The sequence below is a fragment of the Microbacterium sp. cf332 genome (assembly GCF_900102175.1).
Classification (GTDB): domain Bacteria; phylum Actinomycetota; class Actinomycetes; order Actinomycetales; family Microbacteriaceae; genus Microbacterium.
In genome coordinates this window covers 289,942-311,925 of sequence record NZ_FNKN01000002.1, presented here as the reverse complement: position 1 = coordinate 311,925, position 21,984 = coordinate 289,942, and the positions used below count along the sequence as shown (strand labels likewise).

Below are 21,984 nucleotides of genomic sequence, written 5' to 3'. Positions count from 1 at the left end.
AGAGATGTACCGCGAACGGCTCGAACTGGGCGGCAGAGTAGCCGTCGTCACCGGCGGATCCCGGGGCATCGGACTCGCCTGCGTCACGGCGCTGCGCGAGTTCGGAGCGACCGTCGTCATCGCCGATCTCCTCGACGACGTCGGTCGCGCCGCGGCGGAGTCGTTCGACGGGGGAGTCGAGTACGTGCATCTCGACGTCACCGACGCCGCGGGTGTCGCGGGGGTCTTCGCCGAGGTCGCCGACCGCCACGGGCGCCTCGACATCCTCGTGACCTCGGCGGGCATCGCCAACCACCAGCCGTCGGCCGAGATCTCGCGCGAGGCGTGGGACGCCGTGCTCGCTGTGAACGCGACGGGCACGTTCTGGTGCGCCCGCGAGGCCGCCCGTCACATGACGCGCGGCGCCTCGATCATCGCCATCGGCTCGATGTCGGGAGAGCTCGCCAACGCGCCGCAACGGCAGGCCGCCTACAACGCGTCGAAGGGCGCGGTGCACCTGGCCGTGAAGTCGCTCGCCGTGGAGTACGTCGACGCCGGCATCCGCGTCAACGCCGTCGCGCCGGGCTACATCGGCACCGACCTCACGAAGGACGGCGTGCCGGGCGAATGGTGGGACGACTGGATCCGCCGCACGCCCATGCAGCGGCTCGGTGCGCCGGAGGAGGTCGCCTCGCTCGTCGCCTTCCTCGCCTCGGACGCCGCGTCGTACCTGACGGGATCGATCGTGCTCGCCGACGGGGGCTACTCGGCCTGGTGACGGACCGGGCGGCTCAGGTCCGCGCGCGCAGCGTGTGCATGCCCGAGCCGACCTCCCGTCGCGCGCCGGGCAGCACGATCTCGGCCGTGATGCCGACGGGCACCTCGCACGTGAGCTCGATCTCGTCGTCGGCCAGATCCGGACCGCCGCGCCGCCACCGCACCGCGAGGTCGCCGTAGGGCGTTCGCACCGCGCCGTGGGCGCCGGTCAGCGACGTCGCCGTGACGCCGGGCTCGATGCGGGCACGCCGCCAGCCCGGGGCGAGTGGCCGCAGGCCCGCGACGTCTGCGTAGAGCCAGTCGTCGATCGTGCCGAGGAAGTAGTGCCCGCGCGATCGTGACTCGGGCTTCCAGTGCTCCCAGAGCGACGTGGCACCGAGCTCGACCCAGTGGCCCCAGCTGGGGAACGTCGTCTGCGTCGCGACGGCGACGGCGGCATCCGCGTGACCGAACCGGGTGAGCACCGGCAGGATGTGCTTCGTCGCGAGCGCCCCCGTCCACAGGTGGTCGTCCCGGTCGCGCACGTCGGCCGCGAGACGATCGGCCGCGGGCCGGCGGGCCTCCTCGGGCAGGATGTCGAACGCGAGGGCGAGCACGGCGTGCGCCTGCCGGTACCCGTCGTCGCCGACGCCCCGCACCTCGGCGCGCTCGGCATCCCAGAAGGTGCCGACGAATGCGTCACGGCTGCGCTGCGCCGCGTCGAGCCATTCGTCCGCCGGCTCGCCGAGCTCGATCGCGAACCGCGCGGCCGCGTCGCACATCGCGATGAGGAACGCCGTGGCCGCGACGCGGGCATCCTCGGGCGGGTTGCCGCCCCCGGCATCCGTGTCGGGCGCCACCCAGTCGCCGAGCGTCGTCTCGGCGATGCCGTCCGCCGAACGATCGATCTCGAAACGGAGGTAGTCGCGGGCGTCGGGCCAGACGGCGGCGAGCACGTCGCGGTCGCCGCGCTGCAGATGCACCTCCCACGGCACGAGCAGGAGCGCCGAATGCCAGGTCGGCGCGGGGGACCAGTCCATGCGCCAGCCGCCGTGCGGGACGATCACCTGCGGGGCGCCCACGCCATGGCGCGAGTGCGCGATGTCGGACGACCACTTGGCCAGCAGCTCGTGCGTGTCGAGGTTCTGGAGCATCATCCGGGCGCCGACCATGCCGTCACCCGTCCAACCGTTCTTCTCGTACTTGGGCGTGTCGGTCGGGATGCCGTGGAGGTTGCTCAGGATCGTGCGCACCGTGAGCTCGTGGACGGTGTTCAGCAGCGGGTCGGAGCACGAGAAGCGTCCGATCCGCGGCGCCCGCGTGTGGACGATCGCCGCGCGCAGCCGGGGAAGGCGGGCCGCGCGCACCTCGACATAGCGGAAGCCGTGCCACGTGAACCGCGGATGCCAGCGCAGCGGACCGGTCTCGCGCGTGTCGTCGAGGGTGATGCGGTCGGACTGGAAGCGTCCGTCGAAGTACCCCTTCTCGTCCTCGTAGTTCGGCGAGCCGTCGGCCTCGAGCGTCTCACCGAACCGCAGCTCGACCACCTCGCCCGACTCGCCCTCGGCCTCGACCTCGACCCAGCCCGCGATGACGCGCTCGAATCCGACGACCCAGCGCCCCTCGCCGAGCTCGACGATCGAGTCGGGCTCGAGGTGGTCGGCGACGACGATGGGGGGCTGCCGCTGCGGCTCGGGCGTCCCCGCGGGGCCTGCGGCCTGACGCGCGGGCGGCCAGGCGGAGTCGTCGAACCCGGGACTGCCCGCACCGGGGATGCGCAGGCGGGCGTCGAAGTCCTCGCCCGCGTACAGGTCGTCGCTGCGGGTGGGCCCGTCGGCCACGCGCCAGTCCGGGCCGGTCGCGACCACCCGTTCGCCTCCGGGCCCCCGCGCGACGAGGAGCAGGCGCACGCAGGGGTCGTCGTGCCAGGGAGCGGTCTCCCAGTTCCACGTGTTGCGCCCACGCATCCCGTAGAAGCCGCGTCCGAGCTCGGCGGTCAGCACATGAGCTCCAGCGGCGAGACGATCGGTGACGTCGACGACGGTGTACTGGCTGACGACGTCGTAGTCGGTGAATCCCGGGCCGAGCACCGAGTCGTCCACGGGCCGCCCGTCGAGCTCGACGTGCGCCAGCCCGCCCGCCGCGACGACGAGATAGGCCTCGGTCGGCGCGACCTCGAGATCGAAGGCCCCGCGGACGATGGGTGCCGCCGCCGAAGGCTCGCTCGCCCCGACCCAGCGAGATCCCCGCCAATCGTCGTCGACGACACCCGTCACGAAGGTGCCGTCCGCCTCGGCCGGGCCTGCGGTGGTCTGGACGGAGAGGCGCCACCGGTGCCGCGTGAGCGGGGCGAGGGCCGGCCCTGCGTAGGCGATGTCGACCGAGCGCTCATCGGCGACGGCGCCGGAGTCCCACACCACCGCGCCCGCCGAGTTGCGGACGTCGAGGCGCCAGGATGTCTGCCGCGCGCCGGGCTCATCGGCCACGATCTCCCAGCCGAACACGGGCCGCGCGCCCGTGCCCACCCGGTCGACCTCGTGGTCGACGGTCAGCCGCTGCAGCCGGGTCACGCGTCGTCCCGCAGCGCTGCGAGCTCGACGCCGTCTCCGTAGCTCGCATCGAGCGCCGCATCGACCTCGGGGTGCGCGGCGAGGAAGGCGCGCAGCGGCACCGGTTCGTCCTGCGGGCGCGTGCGCTTCTGATTGATCTCGCCCAGCAGGCTCCACCGGCGGTCGCCGAGGGCCGCGGGTTCGACGGCGGTGCCGTCGTAGGCGGTGTAGTCGAAGACCCGGACGCCGTCGGCATCCGACACCACGCCCAGGCGGAAGCCGGCCGTCATGAACCACGTCACCGTCTCGCCGAGGCGCGAGGCCTGCACGCCGCTGCCGCTCTGCTGCAGCAGGTACGCGAGGCCCTCGTTGTCGGGATGCCGCGCGCGCCACTCCTCGCCGAACTCCGCGATCGTCGGCATCCGCAGGTCGGGCCAGCGGTCGCGAAGCCCACCGAGCCAGCCGCCCCAGGCATCGAGCATCGTCGGATCGGTCTCGAGTCCGCGCGCGACCTCGCTGATCTCGTAGTTCACGGTGAGCCAGCCGAGACCGTTGCGCTCGACGTTCCGGTCGTTCAGGTGCGCCTCGCTCGTCGCATCGAGTTCGCGGAGCGCGTCGGCGCGGGGTAGGCGGTGCAGCGTCTCGATGGGGCCGAGGCCGAGGCGCGAGTTGTAGTCCGACGACATCCCCGCGGTGCGCGCGGCGACGAGATCGACCGTCCAGCCGTCGAGCTGGACGGCGTCGACGCGCTCGCCGCCCCGACCGGGGACGAGGAAGTGCGATGGCGACGGGTAGTAGGGGTAGGCGATCGAGCCGTCGCCGTCCTGCAGGTCGATGTCGAACTGGCTCCAGATGTTGCCCTGCACGGTGCGCATCCCGCGTACCCGCGCGTCGGCGATGTTCCGCGCCGAGAGGAAGCCGGCGACGAGCGAGCGCGGGGCCCGCCCGAACTCCTGAGCGATCAGATCGGCGGCGTCGGAGATGTCGCGGCCGACGTCCTCGCGCGAACCATACAGGTTGGCGAAGAAGCCCCCCGGCACGAAAGCGACGTCGTCGCCGTGCGCGTCGGCCGCGCGCCGGACCGCGGCGCGCACGTCGCGATAGCGGGACGACTCGTCGGTGAGTGCCCCCCACGACAGGGCCCACGTCAGGCGGGCGTCGGGGATCGCCGCCCGCACCGCATCGGAGAACCGCTCGACGAGGGCGGCGGAGTGCAGCTCGGTCTCGTCCTCCCACAGCGATCGGGTTCGGGTGGCCTCGATCTGATGGCGTCGGACGACGGTGTTGACGGTGATGCGCCGGCCGACGGCGCCCGGGTGCTGGGAGGATTCCATGAGGCATCACCCTAACCACGATCGAGCGCGAGAAAGTAGTGGCACTAGCGAAATCGAGGGTATGAACGTCTCGATTCGATAAACACGCGACGAAAGCGGCACTCATGTGTAGTATCGCTACCAATACCCGGACGTCGCGCCGCCAGCTGGCGTAGACCATCGATGAAGACAGGGAGAAGCCATGAAGAAGTGGCTCAAGGGGACAGCATTCGTCGGAGTCGCGCTCGCGACCATCGGCACCCTGACCGGGTGCGCGGGTGATGCCGCCGGCGGGAAGACCGAGATCAGCTTCCTGATGTGGGGCGATGGCGGTGACACGCAGAAGGCCTACGAGGACGTCATCGCCTCGTTCGAGGACGCGAACCCGGACATCGCCGTCAACGCGGAGTTCTTCAACACCAACGACTACGACAACATCCTCAAGACGCGCCTCTCGGGCGGCGCCGGTCCGGATGTCTACGGCTTCGACCTCGGCAACATCGACACCTTCGTCGCCGACGGCTTCGCCGCCGATCTCTCCGACGGCGGCGAGAGCTACCTCTCGAAGCTGAACCCCGAGGCGGCCGAGGATGCGCAGCGGGCGGGCGGCACCTACAACCTGCCGATCTCGCTCTCGGGCAACGGGCTCATCTACAACACGGCGCTCTTCGATCAGGCGGGCATCACCGAGGAGCCGACGACCTACACCGAGCTGCTCGCGGCGTCGGAGAAGCTCAAGGCGGCGGGCATCACGCCCTTCGCGATGAGCGCGCAGGACAACTGGTGGCCGCAGTTCATCGTGTACTACCCGCTGGCCGAGCACGGCGCCAACGAGGAGCTGGGTGCTGAGATGGCCGCCGGCGAGACGACGTTCTCCGACAGCGAGGCGTGGGCGGACTCCCTCGACATCGTCCGCGAGCTGACTCCGTACTACATGCCCAACCCCGTCGGCACGAGCCAGACCGCCGCGCAGTCGGCGTTCCTCAGCGGCCAGGCGGCGATGTTCCCCGCGACGTGGATCCTCTCCGACGCGCGTGACGCCGATCTCGACGTCGCGTACATGAACTTCCCCACCACCGACGACGGATCGGACTCGATCTGGGGCACGTACCAGGTGCGCTTCGGGCTGAACCCGAACAACGGCGACGCCAAGCTCGACGCGGGCCAGAAGTTCCTCGATTACTTCATGCAGGACGACGTGTACACGGAGTTCCTGGGCAAGGTGAAGCTCTTCCCCACCACCACGGGGATCGAGATCGGCGCCGACGTCGACCCGCTGTTCCCCGACATGCAGGCGTCGTGGGAGGGCAAGCAGTTCGTCGCGGCGTTCTCGCCGACCGACCCCAGCATCCAGGACGCCCTTCTCGTCGGGCTGCAGAACATCATCAGCGGCCAGCGCGACACCCAGCAGGTTCTCGCCGATCTCGACACCGCCCTCGCCCAATACGTGGCGAACAACCGATGACGCACAGTCCCCGTGTCCGTCTCGCGAGCGCGGCCGGCGTGGCCGCGCTCGCGGCGGCGGCGCTCACGGGATGCGGCAGCGCCGGCGGCGGCGGTACGGAGCTCAGCTTCTTGATGTGGGGCGACGGCGGCGACAACCAGAAGGCGTACGAGACGGTGATCGCGGCCTTCGAGGAGGCCAACCCCGACGTCACCGTCAATGCCGAGTTCGTCAACACCAACGACTACGACAACGTCCTCAAGACGCGGCTCTCGGGCGGCGCGGGCCCGGACGTCTACGGGTTCGACCCGAAGAACCTGACCGACTTCATCCAGGACGGCTTCGCCGCCGACCTGTCGTCGACGGACTTCCTCGGCCGGCTCAACGAGGCCGCGGCGCTGGAGGCGACCCGCGACTCCGGCGGCGAAGGTGCTTATTACGTGCCCATCTCGCAGTCGGGTAACGGCATCATCTACAACACGGCGCTGTTCGAGCAGGCCGGCATCGGCGAGATCCCGCAGACGTACACCGAGCTGACGCATGCAGCGGCGAAGCTGTCGGACGCGGGTATCGTGCCGTTCGCGATGTCGGCGCAGGACAGCTGGTGGCCGCAGTTCATCGCGTACTACGCCATGGCGCAGCACGTGTTCCCCGATTCGCCCGACATTATCGACGAGCTGCTCGCCGGCGAGACGACGTTCGCCGAGACGCCCGGCTACGAGAGTGCGCTGGACGTCGTCGAGGAGCTGGTGCCGTACTACATGCCCGATCCGGTCGGGACGAACCAGTCGGCCGCCAAGACCGCGTTCCTCTCGGGCACGGCCGCGATGTTCCCCGCGACCTGGATCCTCTCCGACGCACGCGCCGCGGGCGTCGACCCGGGGTACATGAACTTCCCCACGCTCGACGCCGACGTGGCCGACATGTGGGGCAGCTACCTCGTGGCCTGGGGGATCAATCCCGGCAACGACAAGGTCGACGCGGCCGAGCGCTTCATCGACTTCTTCTTCGAGGACGACGTGTACACCGAGTTCCTCACCGGGGTGAAGGCGTTCCCGGTGACCGAGGGCGTCGACGTCTCGTCGGTCGACCCGCTCTTCGGCGACATGGAGGCCGCCTGGCAGGGCAAGACCTTCCGCCCGATGGTGCTCCCCGCCCACCCGCAGCTCCAGGAGACTCTGCTCGTCGGGATGCAGAACCTCATCGCGGGCCGGACGGACTCGGCCGCAGTCGTCACCGAGCTCGACGCGACTCTCGATGAGATTCGAGCGTCCCGCTGAATCATCGGTAGCCGCGCTACCCAAGACCCCCGATATTCGCTCTCACATGGCGAATTCGGGGGTCTTCTCTGGCCATCCGTGTAGTATGGCTACACAAACGCAACTCAAGGAAGTGTTCCGTGACTCAGCTCCTCACCCTCGAGGACCCGCATCTGTCGATCGCCTTCGACGCCCGCACCGGCGGGCTCGTGCGATTCGATGATGGCAGGGTCGGCCCGTGGCTGGAAGAAGCGAGCGCGGGTTCGCTGTTCGTCGTCGAGATCCCGCGCGGAGGCGACCGTACGGTCGTCGTCCAGACGTCGCAGCAGACGCTCTCGGGGTACGAGCGCGACGACGACGCGGGCGTCCTCACGCTGCGGTGGACCGACCCGGTGACCTCGACCGGCGAGACGCTGCGCGGCGAGATCGTCGTCACGGCTGCCATCGATGCGGGCGTGCTCCGCCTCGGTCTCGCGCTCGCGATCGAGGCGGGCGGGGTCGAAGCCGTGCGCTTCCCGTCCCTGCGCGGCGTCCGCCCCGCGTCGCGGAAGCTCGAGCTGCGCGGTGTCGACTACTCGACGGGCACGCGCGTCGACCTGCTCCCCGTGTTCGACAGCAACGCGCCCTACTGGGGCACGATGTTCCCCGACTACGCCAGCGGCAACCTGCGGCCGGAGCTCGTGGGCAACCCGACCTCGCCGTTCGTCGCACTCGTGGCCGACGCCGGCGGCATCACGGTCCTGCCGGCGGCGCCGACCCTCGACTTCATCGGATGGCGCGCCTCGCTCGAACCGGGTTACGCCGACAGTCTCGCCCGTATGGCAGGCCCCGACGCAGCCGTGACGCTCGACGCCATCCACTTCCCGGCCCCGGCCGAGGGTCGCATCGAGGTGCCGACGATGGCGCTCGCGCCCTATGCGGGGGAGTGGACCGGCTCGATCGAGCCCTACCGCCGCAACCAGGCGCCGACCCGACGCTCGCGCGCCGCCTGGCTCGGCGAGCCCCGACTCTGGCTGCAGGTGCAGCTCATGTCGACCGAGGGGGAGCCGCGGTACGACTTCGACGATCTCGTCGACATCATCGAGGAGTGTGCGTCGGCGGGCATCGGCGCGATCCAGATCGTCGGGTGGAACGAGGGCGGTCAGGACGGACTCGTACCGTGGCACCGGCCGGCGGCGAAGCTCGGCGGAGCCGCAGGCCTCCGGCGAGCCCTCGATCGCGCCCGTGAACTCGACGTCGCCACGGTGCTCTACGTCAAGTACGTGTGGGTCGAGAAGCCCGGCCCGAACTGGGACGAGCTGGAGCGCTTCGTGTCGCGCGACCCGAACGGTCAGCCCTACGCGCAGCCCGGTCCCGTCTACCACTCCTCGCGCAAGCGCTACGGCATCAGTACGCCCTGGTACGTGCCGCTGTGCTTCGGCGTGCGCGAGCTGCGAGAGCGCATCGCCGCCGAGGTCGCCGAGCTGGCGTCATGGGGCGCCGATGGCGTCCTCGCCGACGAGTCGCTCTACCACGGGCGCGCTCTGCTGTGTTTCGCCGACGATCACGGCCACCCCGTCGGGGCGAGCGCCTTCACGTGGGATGCGGCCTACATCGACGACATCCGTGCGCGCCTCGGTGACGCCGCCGACACCTTCGTCATCGCCGCCGAGGGCGCCTACGACGCGCAGTTCGAGGACTACGACGTCTCATACTTCCGCAGCGCATCGGCGCAGCACCGTCCCGTCGGCAGGATGCTGCGCCCCGACGCCCGCATCGTCACGGCGCTCACCGGATTCGACGAGCACGGGATGATCGCCCAGAGCATCCTCGACGGATACGCGATGAGCCTGGAGCCCTTCAACTTCAAAGGACGTCCCCGCGACATGCCGGCGACCGTCGCCCGCGCGCGTCTCGCCGAGGACGTGCGCGGCCGCTACGCCGACTGGCTGTGGAACGGCGAGCCGGTGTTCGACGACACCGTGACGGTGGCGGACGCGGGCGGGTCCGATGGCGCCGGGCTCGTGCGCCGCACCGTCTGGCGGCGCGACGCCGACGATCCCTCGCGCCTGGTCGTCGTAGCCAACTTCGGCGACGCGCCCGCGCGGGTGCGCATCGCCGGCGTCCCGCACGGCTCGACCGTCGTGCCTCTCGACGGCTCGGCCGGCACCGGCCTCGCGTCGACCGGCGCGATCCTCACCATCGACCCCCGCGACGCCGTCGTCGTGGTTCCCCCGACCGACCCGATTGGAACGACATGAGCAGCACGCGCGTCGAAGATCCTCGCGTCCTCGCCTTGGACGACCCGGAGAACGTGACCGCGCTCCGGAAGCGCACGACGCTCGCGGAGCGCCTCTGGACCGGCAGGAGCTCCACCGGGAAGTTCTGGGTGGCCATGGCGCCGGCACTCATCCTGTATCTCGTGTTCACGGTGTACCCGATGGGACAGGTCGTCGTGGCGAGCTTCACGGATGCCCGTGGGTTCAACCGTGCGTGGGAGTTCCTGGGCCTCGACAACTTCGTGCGCATCTTCTCGGGCGACCCCGTGCTGATGGAGGCGGTCGGGAACACCGCGATCTACGGCTTCTTCAAGATCGTCGTGCAGACGGTGCTGGCGTTCCTCTTCGCGGTGCTGCTCCACCGGCAGCTGCGGCTCGGCAACATCTACCGCGCGATCTTCTTCGCGCCGATGGTGATCTCGCCGGTCGCGATCGTGTTCGTGTGGAGCTTCATGTACGACCCGACGACGGGGACGTTCAACACCATCCTCCGCAGCCTCGGTCTCGGCGGACTGGCGCAGGATTGGCTGGGCAACTACGACCTCGCCCTGTACAGCGTCATCCTCGTCGACCTGTGGAGCGGTCTGGGCTTCAACATCGTCATCTTCCTCGCCGGGCTGTCGACGATCCCCGGCGAGATCCTCGAGGCCGCCAAGGTCGACGGCGCCCGCGGCTGGAAGGCGCTGCGCTTCATCACCCTGCCGCTCATGATCCCCTCGATCGGCCTCGTGCTGGTGCTGTCGATCAACGGTGCGCTGCGCGCGTTCGACACCGTCTACCTGATGACCCGGGGTGGGCCGGGGAACTCGACTCAGCTGTATATGACCCAGGTCTTCCAAGAGGGCATGGTCAACAACAACTTCGGCTACGCCTCGGCCATGGCCGTCCTGGTCATCATCGTGCTCATCGCCATCGCCGCGGTCCAGAACCGCCTGAACAACCGCATCGCCGCAGAGGAGGAGGGCCGATGAACAGCCGCACCGCCACGCGTCTGCTGCGACGCGTCCCCGTCAACGTCCTGCTGATCGTCCTCAGCATCCTGATGATCTATCCGCTCGTGATCATCGTGATCACGGCGTTCAAGCCGAACCTCGAGGTGCTGACGAACCCGACCGGCCTGCCGATCTCGCCCACCCTCGACAACTTCGTGACGTCGTGGAACGAGGCGAACTTCACCAACCTGTTCGCGAACTCGATCCTGCTGACCATCGTCAGCATGACCGTCGCGACCTTCGTTGCGGCGCTCGCGTCGTACGCGATCGTGCGCCAGGCGACGAAGATCGGCTCGGGGATCTACCTGCTGCTCGCCGCCGGGATCTTCCTGCCGATGCAGCTCGCGCTGGTGCCCCAGTTCCGGGTCGTGCGCGACCTCGGGCTCATCAACAGCTACGCCGGCGTCATCCTGCTCTACATCGCGGGAGCCCTGCCCTTCGGCGTCTTCCTCATGGCGGCGTTCATGCGCCAGGTGCCCCGCGAGATCGTCGAGGCGGCGGTCATCGACGGCGCCGGGTACTTCCAGCTGTTCTGGCGCATCTTCTTCCCGCTCGCGCGGCCCGCCGTCGCGACCTTCTGGGTGCTGCAGGGCGTGGGTGTGTGGAACGACTACCTCGTGCCGCAGCTGCTGCTCACCGATCCCGGCAAGCGCACGCTGACGACGGGCGTCCTGTACTTCAAGGCGCAGTACCTGGCGGACTGGGGGAACATCATGGCCGCCGTGCTCATCATGAGCCTGCCCATCCTGCTGCTGTTCGTCTTCGCCCAGCGCTACTTCGTCAGCGGCCTGTACGCGGGCGCGGTGAAGTAGCCGGTGACCGCTTCGCTGGACGACATCGAACGCGCGCGCTGGCTGAGCTCGCCCCTGCTCGGAGACCGGTGGGTCGAGCACCACGCGGCGGTTCCGTCCCGTTCCGCGCAGGAGGTGGGCGAGGCGACGATCGCGGAGGCTCCCGCCGGTGGCGAGGCCGACGTGGTGTCTCTCGACGGCGACTGGCTGCTCGCGGGAGCCCTCCCGGGGCGGGAGTTCTCGATCGAGCGCTGGCTCGGCGACCGATCGGATGCCGCGCGTCGCAGCCCCGTCGGCTGGCACCGGTCCGATACCGACCGGTCGACGTGGGTGACGGCGTCGGTGCCCGGCACGGTGCAGGGCGCGCTCGTCGCGGCCGGGGTCATCGCCGACCCGCTGGTCGACGACAACACGCACGCTGAGCTGATCGAGCACGGCGTGCCCGAGGAGTGGCCGTGGTACTTCCGGCGCACCCGCATCGAGCAGCAGGAGTGGTGGTACGCCCGTCGCTTCCGGGTGCCCGCGGACTGGCGGGGCGGCCGCATCCGACTCTCGTTCGACGGCCTCGACTACGCCGCCTCCGTGTTCGTGAATGGGCGGCCCGTCGCGCGCCACGTCGGCATGTACGGCGGTCCCGACGTCGATGTGACCTCGGTGCTCGACCCCGACGCCGAGAACGAGATCGTCGTGCGCATCGATCCGCCGCCGCACGACTGGCATGGCGTGATGAAGCCGTCGCCGGGGTGGGGCTGGCACTACGGGCACCTCATCTCGATGGGCATCTGGCGCGGCGTCCGTCTCGTGCGCGTGCCCGAGGTCGAGCTCGCCGATCTCGCGGTGGTGGTGACCGATGCCCGCGAGGGCGCGTCGCGCGTGCGCGTGCAGTGGGACGTCGTCGCTCCGCACGACCACGCGGAGCCGCTGCCGGCCTCGGTGACCGTCCGCGATCCGGCGGGCGTCGTGGTCGCAGAGCTCGGGCTGTCGACCGCGGTCGGTGCCGATCTGACGCGGCACCACGTCGAGGTCGACGTGCCGGATGCGCAACTGTGGTGGCCGTTCGGCTATGGCGCGCAGCCGCTGTACACGGCCGAGGTGCGGGCCGCGGGGCAGGCCCTCAGTGCAAGGTTCGGCATCCGCTCGGTGCGGATGGAGCCCCTCGCGGGCAACCACGGCCCCGACACCTACGACTGGCGCTTCGTCGTGAACGGGCGCGAGCTCTTCCTCAAGGGCGCGAACTGGTGCTGGACCGATCCGATGGCCCGCCGAGGGTTCGAGGTCGACCGGCACATCCTCGACCTCGTCGAGCGCGGCAATCTGCAGATGCTCCGCGCGTGGGGCGGCGGCACGATCGAGAGCGACGAGTTCTACGACGAGTGCGACCGGCGCGGCATCCTGGTGCTGCAGGAGTTCCCGCTGACCTTCGGGCTCGACGCGAGCGGCGCGGATCTGGCGACGATCGACGAGCAGGTCTCGCGTATCGTGCGCCGGCTGCGCAACCATCCCTCGCTCGTCATGTGGGGCGGCGGCAACGAGAACCCGGCGACGATCACATCCGACGACCTGCTGACGGTCATCGGACGACGCGTGGCGCAGTACGACCCCGGGCGCGTGTTCCACCGCACCGACCCGTGGGGCGGCAGCGAACACTTCTACGGGGTCTATCACGAGGGCATGCCGGTCGAGGCATACACGCGGTTGCTGCCGGCGGTGTTCGGCGAATACGGACTATCGAGCCAGTGCGACCTCGAGAGCATGGCGCGCTTCCTCGATCCGGCGCTGCTCGAGCAGTGGCCGCCGCCCGAGCACGGGGCGATCATGCAGCACCAGTCGCAGTTCTCGCTCTTCGACCTCTTCAAGCAGGCGCGATACGCCGCCTACGGGCCCATTCGCGACTGGCGCACCTTCGTCGAGTACTCGCAGCTCGGGCAGGGCGACGCTCTGCGGTTCGCATCGGAGCGAATGCGCGCGCACAGCGGCGACGAGACCTCGGCCTACTGGTTCTACAAGATCGGGGAGGCGTTCCCCGGCGCGTCGTGGGCGATCATCGACTACTACGGCGTCCCGAAGCTCTCGTACTACCGGGCGAAACAGTTCGGGGCCCCCGTGTCGGCCTACGCGACCTACGAGAAGTTCGACTGGGCGGGCGACGAGACGTTCCGCGCCCGCATCCACGTGTCGAACGACACCCCCTCACCGTTGTCGGACGCCCACGTGCGCGTGCGCCTGTACGACGCCGAGCTGGCGGCCGTCGCGGAGCACGAGTCGAGCGTCGACGTCGCGGCCGACGGGCGCGTCGACGTCGCCGAGATCGTCGCGCCGCTCGTCGGGCGGCCGATCGAGCCGCTCGTGCTCTCGGTGACGCTGCAGGATGCCGCGGGGGAGCGGATCTCGTCGCAGTGGTATCCGTTCAATCATCAGCGCAAGGACGCGGAACTGCGCGCGCTCGAGGCTCGACCCCTCGATGAGGCGGCCCGCACGCCGGTGGCCGATCTGCTGCGACCCTACGCAGAGCTCACGTCGCCGCTGTCCGAGCTGCCGCGGACGACGCTGTCTGCGCGCCGGGAAGGAGACGTCATCGTCGTGCGGAACGTCGGGGAGCATCCCGCCCCGATCGTCGTCATCGACGGCTTCCCCCACGGGCTGGGGGCGGTGCTCGACGACAACGCGTTCGGGCTCGAAGCGGGAGAGGAGCGTCGCATCGGTTTCGTGCTGCCCGGCGGCTCGGGTCCTGCCGCTCTCGAGGCGGTCCGCATGCGCGCCTGGAACGCGTCGGAGGTGGCGGTCTCGTGAGCGGCAGGCGGACGATCCTCGCGACCTGCGGGGGCTGGCGCGCAGCGCAGTGGGGCGATGTCGAGTTCAGCCCGCTGCAGCGCTACGCCCTCGACGCGACCGGCGTCACGGGACGGCGGCCGCGCGTCGCCTTCATCAACACCGCGGCGGGCGATCAGCGTCTGGACGAAGGGCGCGAGCTCGCCGCCGCGCAGCAGCTCGGGGTCGACGCCGTGCACGTGCGTCTGTTCGGTCGCAACCAGCCCGATCTGCGCGAGGTCGTGCTGGCGAGCGACCTCGTGTGGGTCGCCGGCGGCAGCGTCGCGAACCTGCTCGCCGTCTGGCGGGTGCACGGGCTTCCCGAGGTGCTCGCCGAGGCGGCCGACCAGGGCACCGTGCTGGCGGGCACGTCGGCCGGCGCGATCTGCTGGCACGTCGGCGGCCCCACGACGACGTTCGGTCCCGTCGCCGTCATCGACGACGCGCTCGCCTTCGTCGACCGCTCGGTGGGCGTGCACTACGACTCGCAGCCCGACCGCCGCCCCGCGTTGCAGCGCGCCGTCGCCGACGGGACCCTGCCCGACGGGTTCGGTCTCGACGAGGGTGCCGCGGTGCTCTACGTCGACGGCGAGCCGGTCGAGATGCTCACCGAGGCGCCGGAGGGTGCCGTCTGGGCGGTCGAGCGCGAGGGTGACGGGGTCGCCGAGTCGCGCTGCGAGACCCGCCTGATCACCTGACGCGGAACGCCGGGCTGTCAAGAGCGCGGCCGGGATGCGGGGCGCGGGCCGATACTGATCGCATGTCCCGAGCCGCCGCCGCTGCGACCCCGCCGCCGAAGACCTGTGCGTCATGCGGGCGGGAGATGCAGTGGCGAGCCAAGTGGGCCAGGAATTGGGATGAGGTGCGCTACTGCTCCGACGCCTGCCGCCGCCGCGGCATCCGTCCCGTCGACGCGCAGTTGAGCGAGAAGATCCTGGAGCTGCTAAGCGCGCGTTCCGCGGGGGCGACGATCTGCCCGTCCGAGGCGGCGCGTGCCCTCGGCGGCGACGAGTGGCGTGACCTCATGGAGCCCGCGCGGCGCGCGGCGCGGCGGCTCGTGGCCGACGGCGAGGTCGAGATCACCCAGCGCGGCGCCGTCGTCGATCCGTCGACCGCGAAGGGCCCCATCCGCATCCGTCGCGTGCGCTGATCGCCCGCCCCTGCGGTACCCCGTTCCGCCCCCGGGGCCCTAATGTCGTGGCCAGGGCTTCTGCGATCACTGCTGCGCTGAAAGGACACCATCTCTGTGACCTCCGACCTCGACGACACCGACCTCGTGACCGACACCACCGCCGATCCCGTCCGCGCCACCGGTCCCGAAGGCGCCGCGGCGCCGGGGGAGGCGGCTCCGCCGTGGTGGCGTCAGGGCGTCGTGTATCAGATCTACCCGCGCAGCTTCTCGGACGCGAACGGCGACGGCCTGGGCGATCTGCCGGGCGTCACCGCGCGGGTGGACTACCTGGCCGAGCTGGGGGTGGACGCCGTCTGGCTGAGTCCCTTCTACCCCTCCGAGCTCGCCGATGGCGGATACGACGTCGCCGACTACCGGAACGTCGACCCGCGTCTGGGTACGCTCGACGACTTCGACGCGATGCTCGGGGCGCTGCACGGCCGGGGCATCAAGGTCGTGGTCGACATCGTCCCCAACCACACGTCCGATCAGCACGTGTGGTTCCAGGAGGCGCTCGCCGCGGGCCGCGGATCGACCGCGCGCGACCGCTACATCTTCCGCGAGGGCGCAGGCCCCGACGGCGCCGAGCCGCCCACCGACTGGCTGTCACTGTTCGGCGGATCGGCCTGGGAGCGCGTCGCCGACGGCCAGTGGTACCTCCACAACTTCGCGCGCGAACAGCCCGACCTGAACTGGGACCACCCCGACGTGCACGCCGACTTCGTCGAGACGCTGCGCTTCTGGTCGGACCGAGGCGTCGACGGATTCCGCATCGACGTCGCCCACATGCTGACGAAGGACCTCGCGGAGCCGCTGCCCTCGCGTGCCGAGCTCGAGCGCATCCCGCGCGACGGCAACCACCCGCTCGTCGACCGCGACGACGTGCACGAGGTCTACGCGGAGTGGCGCGCGGTGTTCGACTCGTACGACCCGCCGCGCACCGCGGTCGCGGAGGCGTGGGTCGATCCGTCGCGCATCCACCTGTACGCGCGACCCGAGAGCCTCGGACAGGCGTTCAACTTCGACCTGCTCGAGGCCGACTTCGAGGCCCGGCAGTTCCGCCGCATCATCACCGACAACCTCGCGCTCGCCCGGCAGTCGGGCTCATCGAGCACGTGGGTGCTGTCGAACCACGACGTCGTGCGGCATGCGACGAGATACGGACTGAGGACCCCGACCGCCGAGACGGCCATCCCCACCCGCCACGGAGCCGCGTGGCTGCGCGACGGCGGCGACGAGGCAGGCCTCGATCGCGACCGCGGCCTGCGCCGCGCGACCGCGGCGACGATGTTCATCCTCGGCCTACCCGGGTCGACCTACATCTACCAGGGCGAGGAGCTGGGGCTGCACGAGGTGGCCGACATCGCGGCATCCGAGCGTCAGGACCCGACGTTCTTCCGCACGGGCGGTGCCGAGGTCGGTCGCGACGGCTGCCGAGTGCCGTTGCCGTGGACCGTCTCCGGGGCGGCCTTCGGCTTCGGCACGGGCGGGTCGCACCTGCCCCAGCCGGAGTGGTTCGCGCGGCACGCCGTCGAGGTCGAGGACGCCGATCCCTCGTCGACGCTCGCGCTCTACCGCGAGGCACTGCGGCTGCGGCACCTCTTCCAGAGCGGCGAAGAGCTGCGATGGGTCGACACCGGTCGCCCCGACGTCTTGCACTTCGTCCGGCCGAACGGCTGGCAGGTGATCACTGCGTTCGGCGACGAGCCCTATGCGCTGCCGGCGGGCGAGGTCGCGCTCTCGACGCTCCCCGTGGTCGACGGGTCGCTGCCCGGCGAGGCGACGGCCTGGCTCGCTCCGGCGCGCTGAGGAACCCGGTCGAAGTCCGCTTCGCGGATGCGGGCATGGATGCCGCACACGATGTCGACGACCTGCGAGATGTCGAAGTCGGTCGCCGCGCTCAGGTAGGCGTACGCGAGATGCTCGTCCATGCCCCACCGGGCCGTGATGAGGTCGAGCGCCGCCCGCACGCACTTGCGCATCGCCTCGTTGAGATCCACGTCGAGTCCCACCGGCACGAGGAACTCGTCGGTCCGGACGAGGGGGCCGGAGAGCTCGCCGAACTCTGCGACGGCCTCGCTGCGGGCCACCACCTCGAACCGGAGGGTCGCCCGCAGTGAGGCTTCGAGCGCCGTGAGGGCGACCTCGCCGTCGCCCTGTGCGAAGTGGGGGTCGCCGACGTACGCCAGGGCCCCCGGCACCTGTACGGGCAGGTAGAGGACCGCCCCTTCGGTGAGCAGCTTCACGTCGAGGTTGCCGCCGTGCGCTCCCGGCGGTACGGAGTGGGGGCGCTCGTCGCCGGCGACGGCGACGCCCATCGTCCCGAGGAACGGTGCGAGCGGGAACTCGACGACGCGGTCGGCGTCGTCGGTCAGCGGCATCGTGCCGACGAGTCCGGTCGGGCGTTCCTCGACGGGGGTGAACACGCTGACCGGATGCGGGCCTCGCGGCAGCACCCCCACGAGTGCGCCCTTGCCGTGCCGGTTCGAGATGACGCCGTAGGGCACGCGCGGCACGAGTCGCTCGACCGTGATCTTCAGCAGGTCGCCGGGCTGCGCGCCCTCGACGTGGATGGGGCCGGTGACGACGTGCGGCCCGTCGTGCGCGACATCCCGTGACAGGGCCGCCGCGATCGCCGCGGCGTCGTCGAGCACGTCTTCGGGGGCGACACCGTGACGGCCGAAGTACGCGCGGGGGTCCTTGCCCTGGTCCTCGAGGATGCCCTCGTGGCTGACGGTGTCGACCGTGACGGATGCGCCGGGCGCGATCGACAAGACCGGGGCGTCGGCGGCGCAGGGCAGGCGGCCCCACAGGACGGTGTCGGGGCCGGCGGGCAGGTAGTGGTCGCCGGGGCGCTCGCCCGCGCCGGGCTGCAGCACGGTCATGCGGCGACCGGCTCGCGGCGCGCGGGGGTGAACAGGCGCAGGTGCCCGAGCACGACGACCGCGACCGTGAGGACAGCGGCGAGCAGCAGCGGGACGCCCGGGGTGAGGGGGAGCAGGACGGTTCCCAGCAGGGCGCCGAGGAACAGCACCACGATCGCCCCGAGGCGACGGTTCCAGACGCCGCGGACGCCGTCGTCGACGAACGACTCGCTCGCGAGCGACGTGAGGGTCGACGTCACGACCACGGTCGTCATGTCGGCGACGGCGAGGCTGCGGGCGACGGCGGCCTGCATGCCCATGGCGGCGGCGGTGACGGTCGACGCCGTCAGGATGACCGCATCCGAGTCGACCGCGCCGGGGATGAGGAACGTCACGCCGAGGGCGGCGAGCACGACGGCGCCCGCTGTCAGGAGGCCGGAGACCGCTCCGCCCCACTCCTTGCGGCGGGTCCGCAGGAAGAGCCCGGCCGCGAAGGCGGCGACGGTGAACGCTGCGAGGGCGATCGCGGGGCCGAGCACGGGCAGGTCGTCGCCGCCGGCCACGGCCATGCCGAGGATGACGATGTTGCCCGTCATGTTGCCGACGAACACGCGGTCGAGCGCGAGGTAGCCGACCGCATCGACGATGCCGGTCACGAAGGTCAGGATCATGAGCGCGATGAGGGCGGTCCGGCGCTGCGCCGGAGCCACGTCACGACGCGCGGGTCGGGTCGTCGATCGATCGCGTCGCACGGTCCGCCTCTCGTCGGGGCCGCAGTGGGCCGGTTCGAGATGAGAGTAGCGGATGTCGCTCTGATTGGTCCTACCAATCAGAGGACGCGGTCGACGAGGTCGCGGATCTCGCTGAGATGACGGCGCATGGCGTCCTCGGCCGCCTCCGGGTCGCGGTCCGCGATCGCCGCGAGGATGCGGGCATGGCCCTCGTGCGACAGTCGCCGGCCGTCCTCGTCGAGGTGCGAGAAGAGGCGCGCCTCGACCGTCCACGACGCGGTCAGCTCGCCGAGGGCCGCGAGTAGGGAGTTCCCGGTGGCGGCGGCGATCGCGGTGTGGAAGGCGATGTCGCGTCGCGCGGACTCCTCGGCGCCCGCGGGCACCTCGGGTGCGGTGCCCGGCGAGAGCAGAGCGCGGAGCCCATCGAGCTGTCGCGCGTCGATCCGGTCCGCCGCCAGCCGGGCCAGCTGCGGCTCGATCACCGCGCGGAACTCGGCCGCGGTGCGGAGTTCGGCGGCGACGTCGCGCATCCGTCCAGCGAGGGCGGCGGCGAGCGGGACCGTTTCGCTGACCCGGGTCCCGCTGCCCTGACGCCGTTCGACGAGACCCAGCCCCGTGAGGCTCGTGAGCGCTTCGCGCAGCGCGTTTCGTGACACGCCGAGCGTCTGCGCGAGGGTGCGCTCGGGCGGCAGCGAAGTCCCCGCGGGCAGGTCGCCCGCGACGATCAGCCGCTCGAGGTGACGGGCGATGTCGTCGGCGACGAGGGCGTGCGTCCGGGGGAGCGGACCGAGGTCCGCGTTGGCGGTGTCGGGCACGACGCGTCCTCCTCGTCCGGGCGATGCCACGATGCAGTCTTGCAGGTCCTCGTGCTAGCCGAGCGGGAGGCGCACGGTGAACGCGGTCCGGCCCGGCTCGCTCGCGACCGCGATGCTGCCCGCGTGCGCGGAGACGATCGCCTCCGCGATGGACAGGCCCAGGCCCGTGCTCCCCGCATCGCGGTTCCGCGAGGCATCGCCCCGAGCGAAACGCTCGAACAGTCGCTGTCGCACCGCGGGATCGATGCCCGGCCCGTCGTCGACGACCTCGATGACCGCGTGCTGCTCGTCGCGCCGGAGGGTCGTGACGACCCTCGTGCCCGGCGGGGTGTGAGTCCGCGCGTTGCGCAGGAGATTGGCGACGACCTGGCGGAGGCGGTTGTCGTCGCCGACGACCTCGACGACGTCCTCCTCGCGCACATCGAGCAGCCACGTTCGCCCCGGATCGGCGACGTGGGCATCGCTGACGGCGTCGATGGCCAGCAGCGTGAGGTCGACCTGCTCTCGCCGAAGCGGTTGGCCGGCGTCGAGTCGGGCGAGAAGGAGCAGATCCTCGACGAGATCGGCCATGCGGGTCGACTCGGATGCGATCCGGTCGAAAGCACGCTGCTGGGTCGGGGTCATCGGGGCGCCCTCGCCGAGAGACAGCTGCGCGTACCCGCGGATCGATGCCAGCGGAGTGCGCAGCTCGTGGCTCGCATCCGCGATGAACCGGCGCAGCTGGTCCTCGCTGTGCTGACGAGATCGTAGGGCGTCCTCGATGTGGGCGAGCAGCACATTGAGCGAATGGCCCACGCGGCCCACCTCGGTGACGGGATCGGTGTCGGGCTCGGCGACCCGTTCGGGGATGTCGACCTCGCCCGCGGCGAGCGGCCGAGCCGCCACCCGCTGAGCCACCGCCGCCACGCGGTCGAGCGGGCGCAGCGTGCGCCGCACCCAGAACGACAGCCCCAGCAGCACGAGCAGCAGGGCGCTGCCGGCGACGCTCACGAGGATGACGGTGAGCGCGCTCGTCGTCGCCTCGACTTCCTCGAGGGAGTTCCCCGCGGTGACCCTCACGCCGTCGCGCTCCTCCTGCGCGAGGCGGAACGAGCCCAGCTCACCGCCCAGGTCCACGGTCGTCGGGGTCCGGTCCGAGAGCGAGGCCGCCTCGATCGTGGCGATCTGATCGGCGTCGAGGTCGGTCTCCTGCCCGTCGTTCGCCGTGTAGCTCGAGTCGATCACCGTACCCCCGCCGTCGACCACGAGGTGGAGCGTCCCGATCCGGGGAGCCGGGCCGTCGCCACGGAATCCGCCGTTCTGCTGCGAGGGTCCGCCGGATGTCTGACCCTGATCGACACGGGTGATCTGCAGCGTCTCGAGCACCTGAGCGTCGAGTCGCTCGTACACGAAGCTGCGCAGCGCGACCGAGGTCGCGACGCCCGTGGCGAGCAGCGCGAGCGCCACGAGGGCGCCGATGCCGACGACGAGCGTGCGGCGCAGTGTCCAGTGCCTCATCGCGGGGGCTTGATGGTGTAGCCGACACCGCGCACCGTGTGGATGAGCGGTTCCCCGAGCGGCTCGATCTTCTTCCGCAGGTAGGAGATGTAGATCTCCACGACGCTCGAGGTGCCGCCGAAGTCGTAGCTCCACACCTGGTCGAGGATCTGCGCCCGGGTCAGCACGCGCCGAGGGTTCTGCATCAGGTAGCGCAACAGGTCGAACTCCTTGGCCGTGAGCGCGATCGGCACCCCCGCCCGGGAGACCTCGTACGACTCCTCGTCGAGGGTGAGGTCGGCCACGCGCAGCACGGTGTCGGCGTTCGCCACGGCGGCGACGTGTCGTCGCGCCATGGCGCGCAGACGCACGACGACCTCCTCGAGGTTGAACGGCTTCGTCAGGTAGTCGTCGCCGCCCGCGCTGATCCCGGCGATCCGATCCTCGACGGCGTCCTTCGCCGTGAGGAAGAGGACGGGCACGTCGTTGCCCGCGTCGCGGATGCGGCGGAGCACCTCCATGCCGTCGATGCCCGGCATCATGATGTCGAGCACCAGCAGGTCGGGCGCGAACTCGCGGACGAGGTTGAGGGCCTCCTGGCCGTTGGCTGCCGTGCGCGCGTCCCAGCCCTCGTTCTGCAGCGCCATGCGCAGCAGATCGCTGAGGTTGGCCTCGTCGTCGACGACGGCCACGCGGATCGGCGACCCGTCGACGCGGGTCAGGGGGAGGGGGCGGGAACCGGGGACGGTCATGCGTTCAGCTTTCCTTCTTCTCGGGC

The 21,984-nt window shown here is 70.8% G+C and carries 17 protein-coding genes; 10 read left to right on the top strand and 7 right to left on the bottom strand.

Translation table 11 applies throughout. The features are described 5' to 3' along the window. The first annotated feature begins 4 nt into the window (after positions 1-4). Positions 5-757 (top strand): SDR family NAD(P)-dependent oxidoreductase, encoded by a 753-nt coding sequence (locus tag BLT21_RS08560; RefSeq protein WP_091501057.1) that lies wholly within the window; start codon positions 5-7, stop codon positions 755-757. 13 nt (positions 758-770) lie between these two features. Here BLT21_RS08560 and BLT21_RS08555 read toward each other — a convergent pair whose 3' ends face one another. Together BLT21_RS08555 and BLT21_RS08550 are read right to left on the bottom strand one after the other, a co-directional pair. Beyond that, a complete protein-coding gene (locus BLT21_RS08555; RefSeq protein WP_176786847.1) occupies positions 771-3,305 on the bottom strand; it encodes a family 78 glycoside hydrolase catalytic domain in 2,535 nt (844 codons plus the stop codon). After that, the gene (locus tag BLT21_RS08550; protein WP_091502181.1) at positions 3,302-4,618 is read right to left on the bottom strand and encodes a DUF3863 domain-containing protein; all 1,317 of its coding nucleotides are present in this window, start codon (positions 4,616-4,618) and stop codon (positions 3,302-3,304) included. Before BLT21_RS08550 ends, BLT21_RS08555 begins: the two co-directional genes overlap by 4 nt. Before the next feature lie 181 nt (positions 4,619-4,799). On the opposite strand from BLT21_RS08550, the gene BLT21_RS08545 reads away from it, so the two are divergent. The 9 genes from BLT21_RS08545 (at position 4,800) to BLT21_RS08505 (ending at position 17,129) form a co-directional block, all read left to right on the top strand. Continuing rightward, entirely contained in the window at positions 4,800-6,062 is a 1,263-nt protein-coding gene (locus BLT21_RS08545) for an ABC transporter substrate-binding protein (protein WP_091501053.1), read from the top strand. Further along, positions 6,059-7,321, top strand: a complete 1,263-nt coding sequence (locus BLT21_RS08540) for an ABC transporter substrate-binding protein (RefSeq protein WP_091501051.1) — start codon at positions 6,059-6,061, stop codon at positions 7,319-7,321. Before BLT21_RS08545 ends, BLT21_RS08540 begins: the two co-directional genes overlap by 4 nt. A 119-nt stretch (positions 7,322-7,440) precedes the next feature. Then, the gene (locus BLT21_RS08535; protein ID WP_091501049.1) at positions 7,441-9,540 is read left to right on the top strand and encodes a DUF6259 domain-containing protein; all 2,100 of its coding nucleotides are present in this window, start codon (positions 7,441-7,443) and stop codon (positions 9,538-9,540) included. Then, positions 9,537-10,529 carry a carbohydrate ABC transporter permease gene (locus tag BLT21_RS08530; RefSeq protein WP_091501047.1) on the top strand — a complete coding sequence of 331 codons (993 nt, stop codon included), beginning with the start codon at positions 9,537-9,539 and terminating at the stop codon, positions 10,527-10,529. The genes BLT21_RS08535 and BLT21_RS08530 overlap by 4 nt, the downstream gene beginning before the upstream one ends. Next, a complete protein-coding gene (locus BLT21_RS08525; RefSeq protein WP_091501045.1) occupies positions 10,526-11,362 on the top strand; it encodes a carbohydrate ABC transporter permease in 837 nt (278 codons plus the stop codon). Before BLT21_RS08530 ends, BLT21_RS08525 begins: the two co-directional genes overlap by 4 nt. Before the next feature lie 3 nt (positions 11,363-11,365). Continuing rightward, the gene (locus BLT21_RS08520) at positions 11,366-14,131 is read left to right on the top strand and encodes a glycoside hydrolase family 2 protein (RefSeq protein WP_091501042.1); all 2,766 of its coding nucleotides are present in this window, start codon (positions 11,366-11,368) and stop codon (positions 14,129-14,131) included. Next, positions 14,128-14,847: a Type 1 glutamine amidotransferase-like domain-containing protein gene (locus tag BLT21_RS08515; protein ID WP_091501040.1), complete on the top strand. Its 720-nt coding sequence runs from the start codon at positions 14,128-14,130 to the stop codon at positions 14,845-14,847. The genes BLT21_RS08520 and BLT21_RS08515 overlap by 4 nt, the downstream gene beginning before the upstream one ends. Positions 14,848-14,909: 62 nt before the next feature. Further along, positions 14,910-15,299, top strand: a complete 390-nt coding sequence (locus BLT21_RS08510) for a DUF2256 and DUF3253 domain-containing protein (RefSeq protein ID WP_091501038.1) — start codon at positions 14,910-14,912, stop codon at positions 15,297-15,299. A 126-nt stretch (positions 15,300-15,425) separates the two neighbouring features. Further along, positions 15,426-17,129, top strand: coding sequence for a glycoside hydrolase family 13 protein (locus BLT21_RS08505; protein WP_091502178.1), 1,704 nt, complete (start codon positions 15,426-15,428; stop codon positions 17,127-17,129). Here the strand turns inward: BLT21_RS08505 and BLT21_RS08500 are convergent. The 5 genes from BLT21_RS08500 to BLT21_RS08480 all read right to left on the bottom strand — a co-directional run bounded on the left by BLT21_RS08500 (position 17,030) and on the right by BLT21_RS08480 (position 21,958). Beyond that, positions 17,030-18,205, bottom strand: a complete 1,176-nt coding sequence (locus BLT21_RS08500; protein ID WP_091501036.1) for an acetamidase/formamidase family protein — start codon at positions 18,203-18,205, stop codon at positions 17,030-17,032. The two genes, BLT21_RS08505 and BLT21_RS08500, sit on opposite strands and share 100 nt — an antisense overlap. Further along, positions 18,202-18,936: a YoaK family protein gene (locus BLT21_RS08495; protein WP_256335997.1), complete on the bottom strand. Its 735-nt coding sequence runs from the start codon at positions 18,934-18,936 to the stop codon at positions 18,202-18,204. The genes BLT21_RS08500 and BLT21_RS08495 overlap by 4 nt, the downstream gene beginning before the upstream one ends. 77 nt (positions 18,937-19,013) lie before the next feature. Then, on the bottom strand, positions 19,014-19,730 hold the full coding sequence (locus BLT21_RS08490) for a FadR/GntR family transcriptional regulator (RefSeq protein WP_143024957.1): 717 nt from the start codon (positions 19,728-19,730) through the stop codon (positions 19,014-19,016). 54 nt (positions 19,731-19,784) lie between these two features. Further along, complete coding sequence (locus tag BLT21_RS08485) at positions 19,785-21,227, bottom strand: sensor histidine kinase (RefSeq protein ID WP_091501030.1); 1,443 nt, start codon at positions 21,225-21,227, stop codon at positions 19,785-19,787. Beyond that, positions 21,224-21,958: a response regulator transcription factor gene (locus BLT21_RS08480; protein WP_091501027.1), complete on the bottom strand. Its 735-nt coding sequence runs from the start codon at positions 21,956-21,958 to the stop codon at positions 21,224-21,226. The genes BLT21_RS08485 and BLT21_RS08480 overlap by 4 nt, the downstream gene beginning before the upstream one ends. Between the last annotated feature and the right edge of the window lie 26 nt (positions 21,959-21,984).

Bases quoted from the DNA above. Each gene is read 5' to 3' on its own strand.
- BLT21_RS08545 (WP_091501053.1), top strand. From the start codon at position 4,800: ATGAAGAAGTGGCTCAAGGGGACAGCATTCGTCGGAGTCGCGCTCGCG.
- BLT21_RS08485 (WP_091501030.1), bottom strand. From the start codon at position 21,227: ATGAGGCACTGGACACTGCGCCGCACGCTCGTCGTCGGCATCGGCGCC.
- BLT21_RS08550 (WP_091502181.1), bottom strand. From the start codon at position 4,618: ATGGAATCCTCCCAGCACCCGGGCGCCGTCGGCCGGCGCATCACCGTC.
- BLT21_RS08480 (WP_091501027.1), bottom strand. From the start codon at position 21,958: ATGACCGTCCCCGGTTCCCGCCCCCTCCCCCTGACCCGCGTCGACGGG.
- BLT21_RS08530 (WP_091501047.1), top strand. From the start codon at position 9,537: ATGAGCAGCACGCGCGTCGAAGATCCTCGCGTCCTCGCCTTGGACGAC.
- BLT21_RS08540 (WP_091501051.1), top strand. From the start codon at position 6,059: ATGACGCACAGTCCCCGTGTCCGTCTCGCGAGCGCGGCCGGCGTGGCC.
- BLT21_RS08510 (WP_091501038.1), top strand. From the start codon at position 14,910: ATGTCCCGAGCCGCCGCCGCTGCGACCCCGCCGCCGAAGACCTGTGCG.
- BLT21_RS08500 (WP_091501036.1), bottom strand. From the start codon at position 18,205: ATGACCGTGCTGCAGCCCGGCGCGGGCGAGCGCCCCGGCGACCACTAC.
- BLT21_RS08525 (WP_091501045.1), top strand. From the start codon at position 10,526: ATGAACAGCCGCACCGCCACGCGTCTGCTGCGACGCGTCCCCGTCAAC.
- BLT21_RS08560 (WP_091501057.1), top strand. From the start codon at position 5: ATGTACCGCGAACGGCTCGAACTGGGCGGCAGAGTAGCCGTCGTCACC.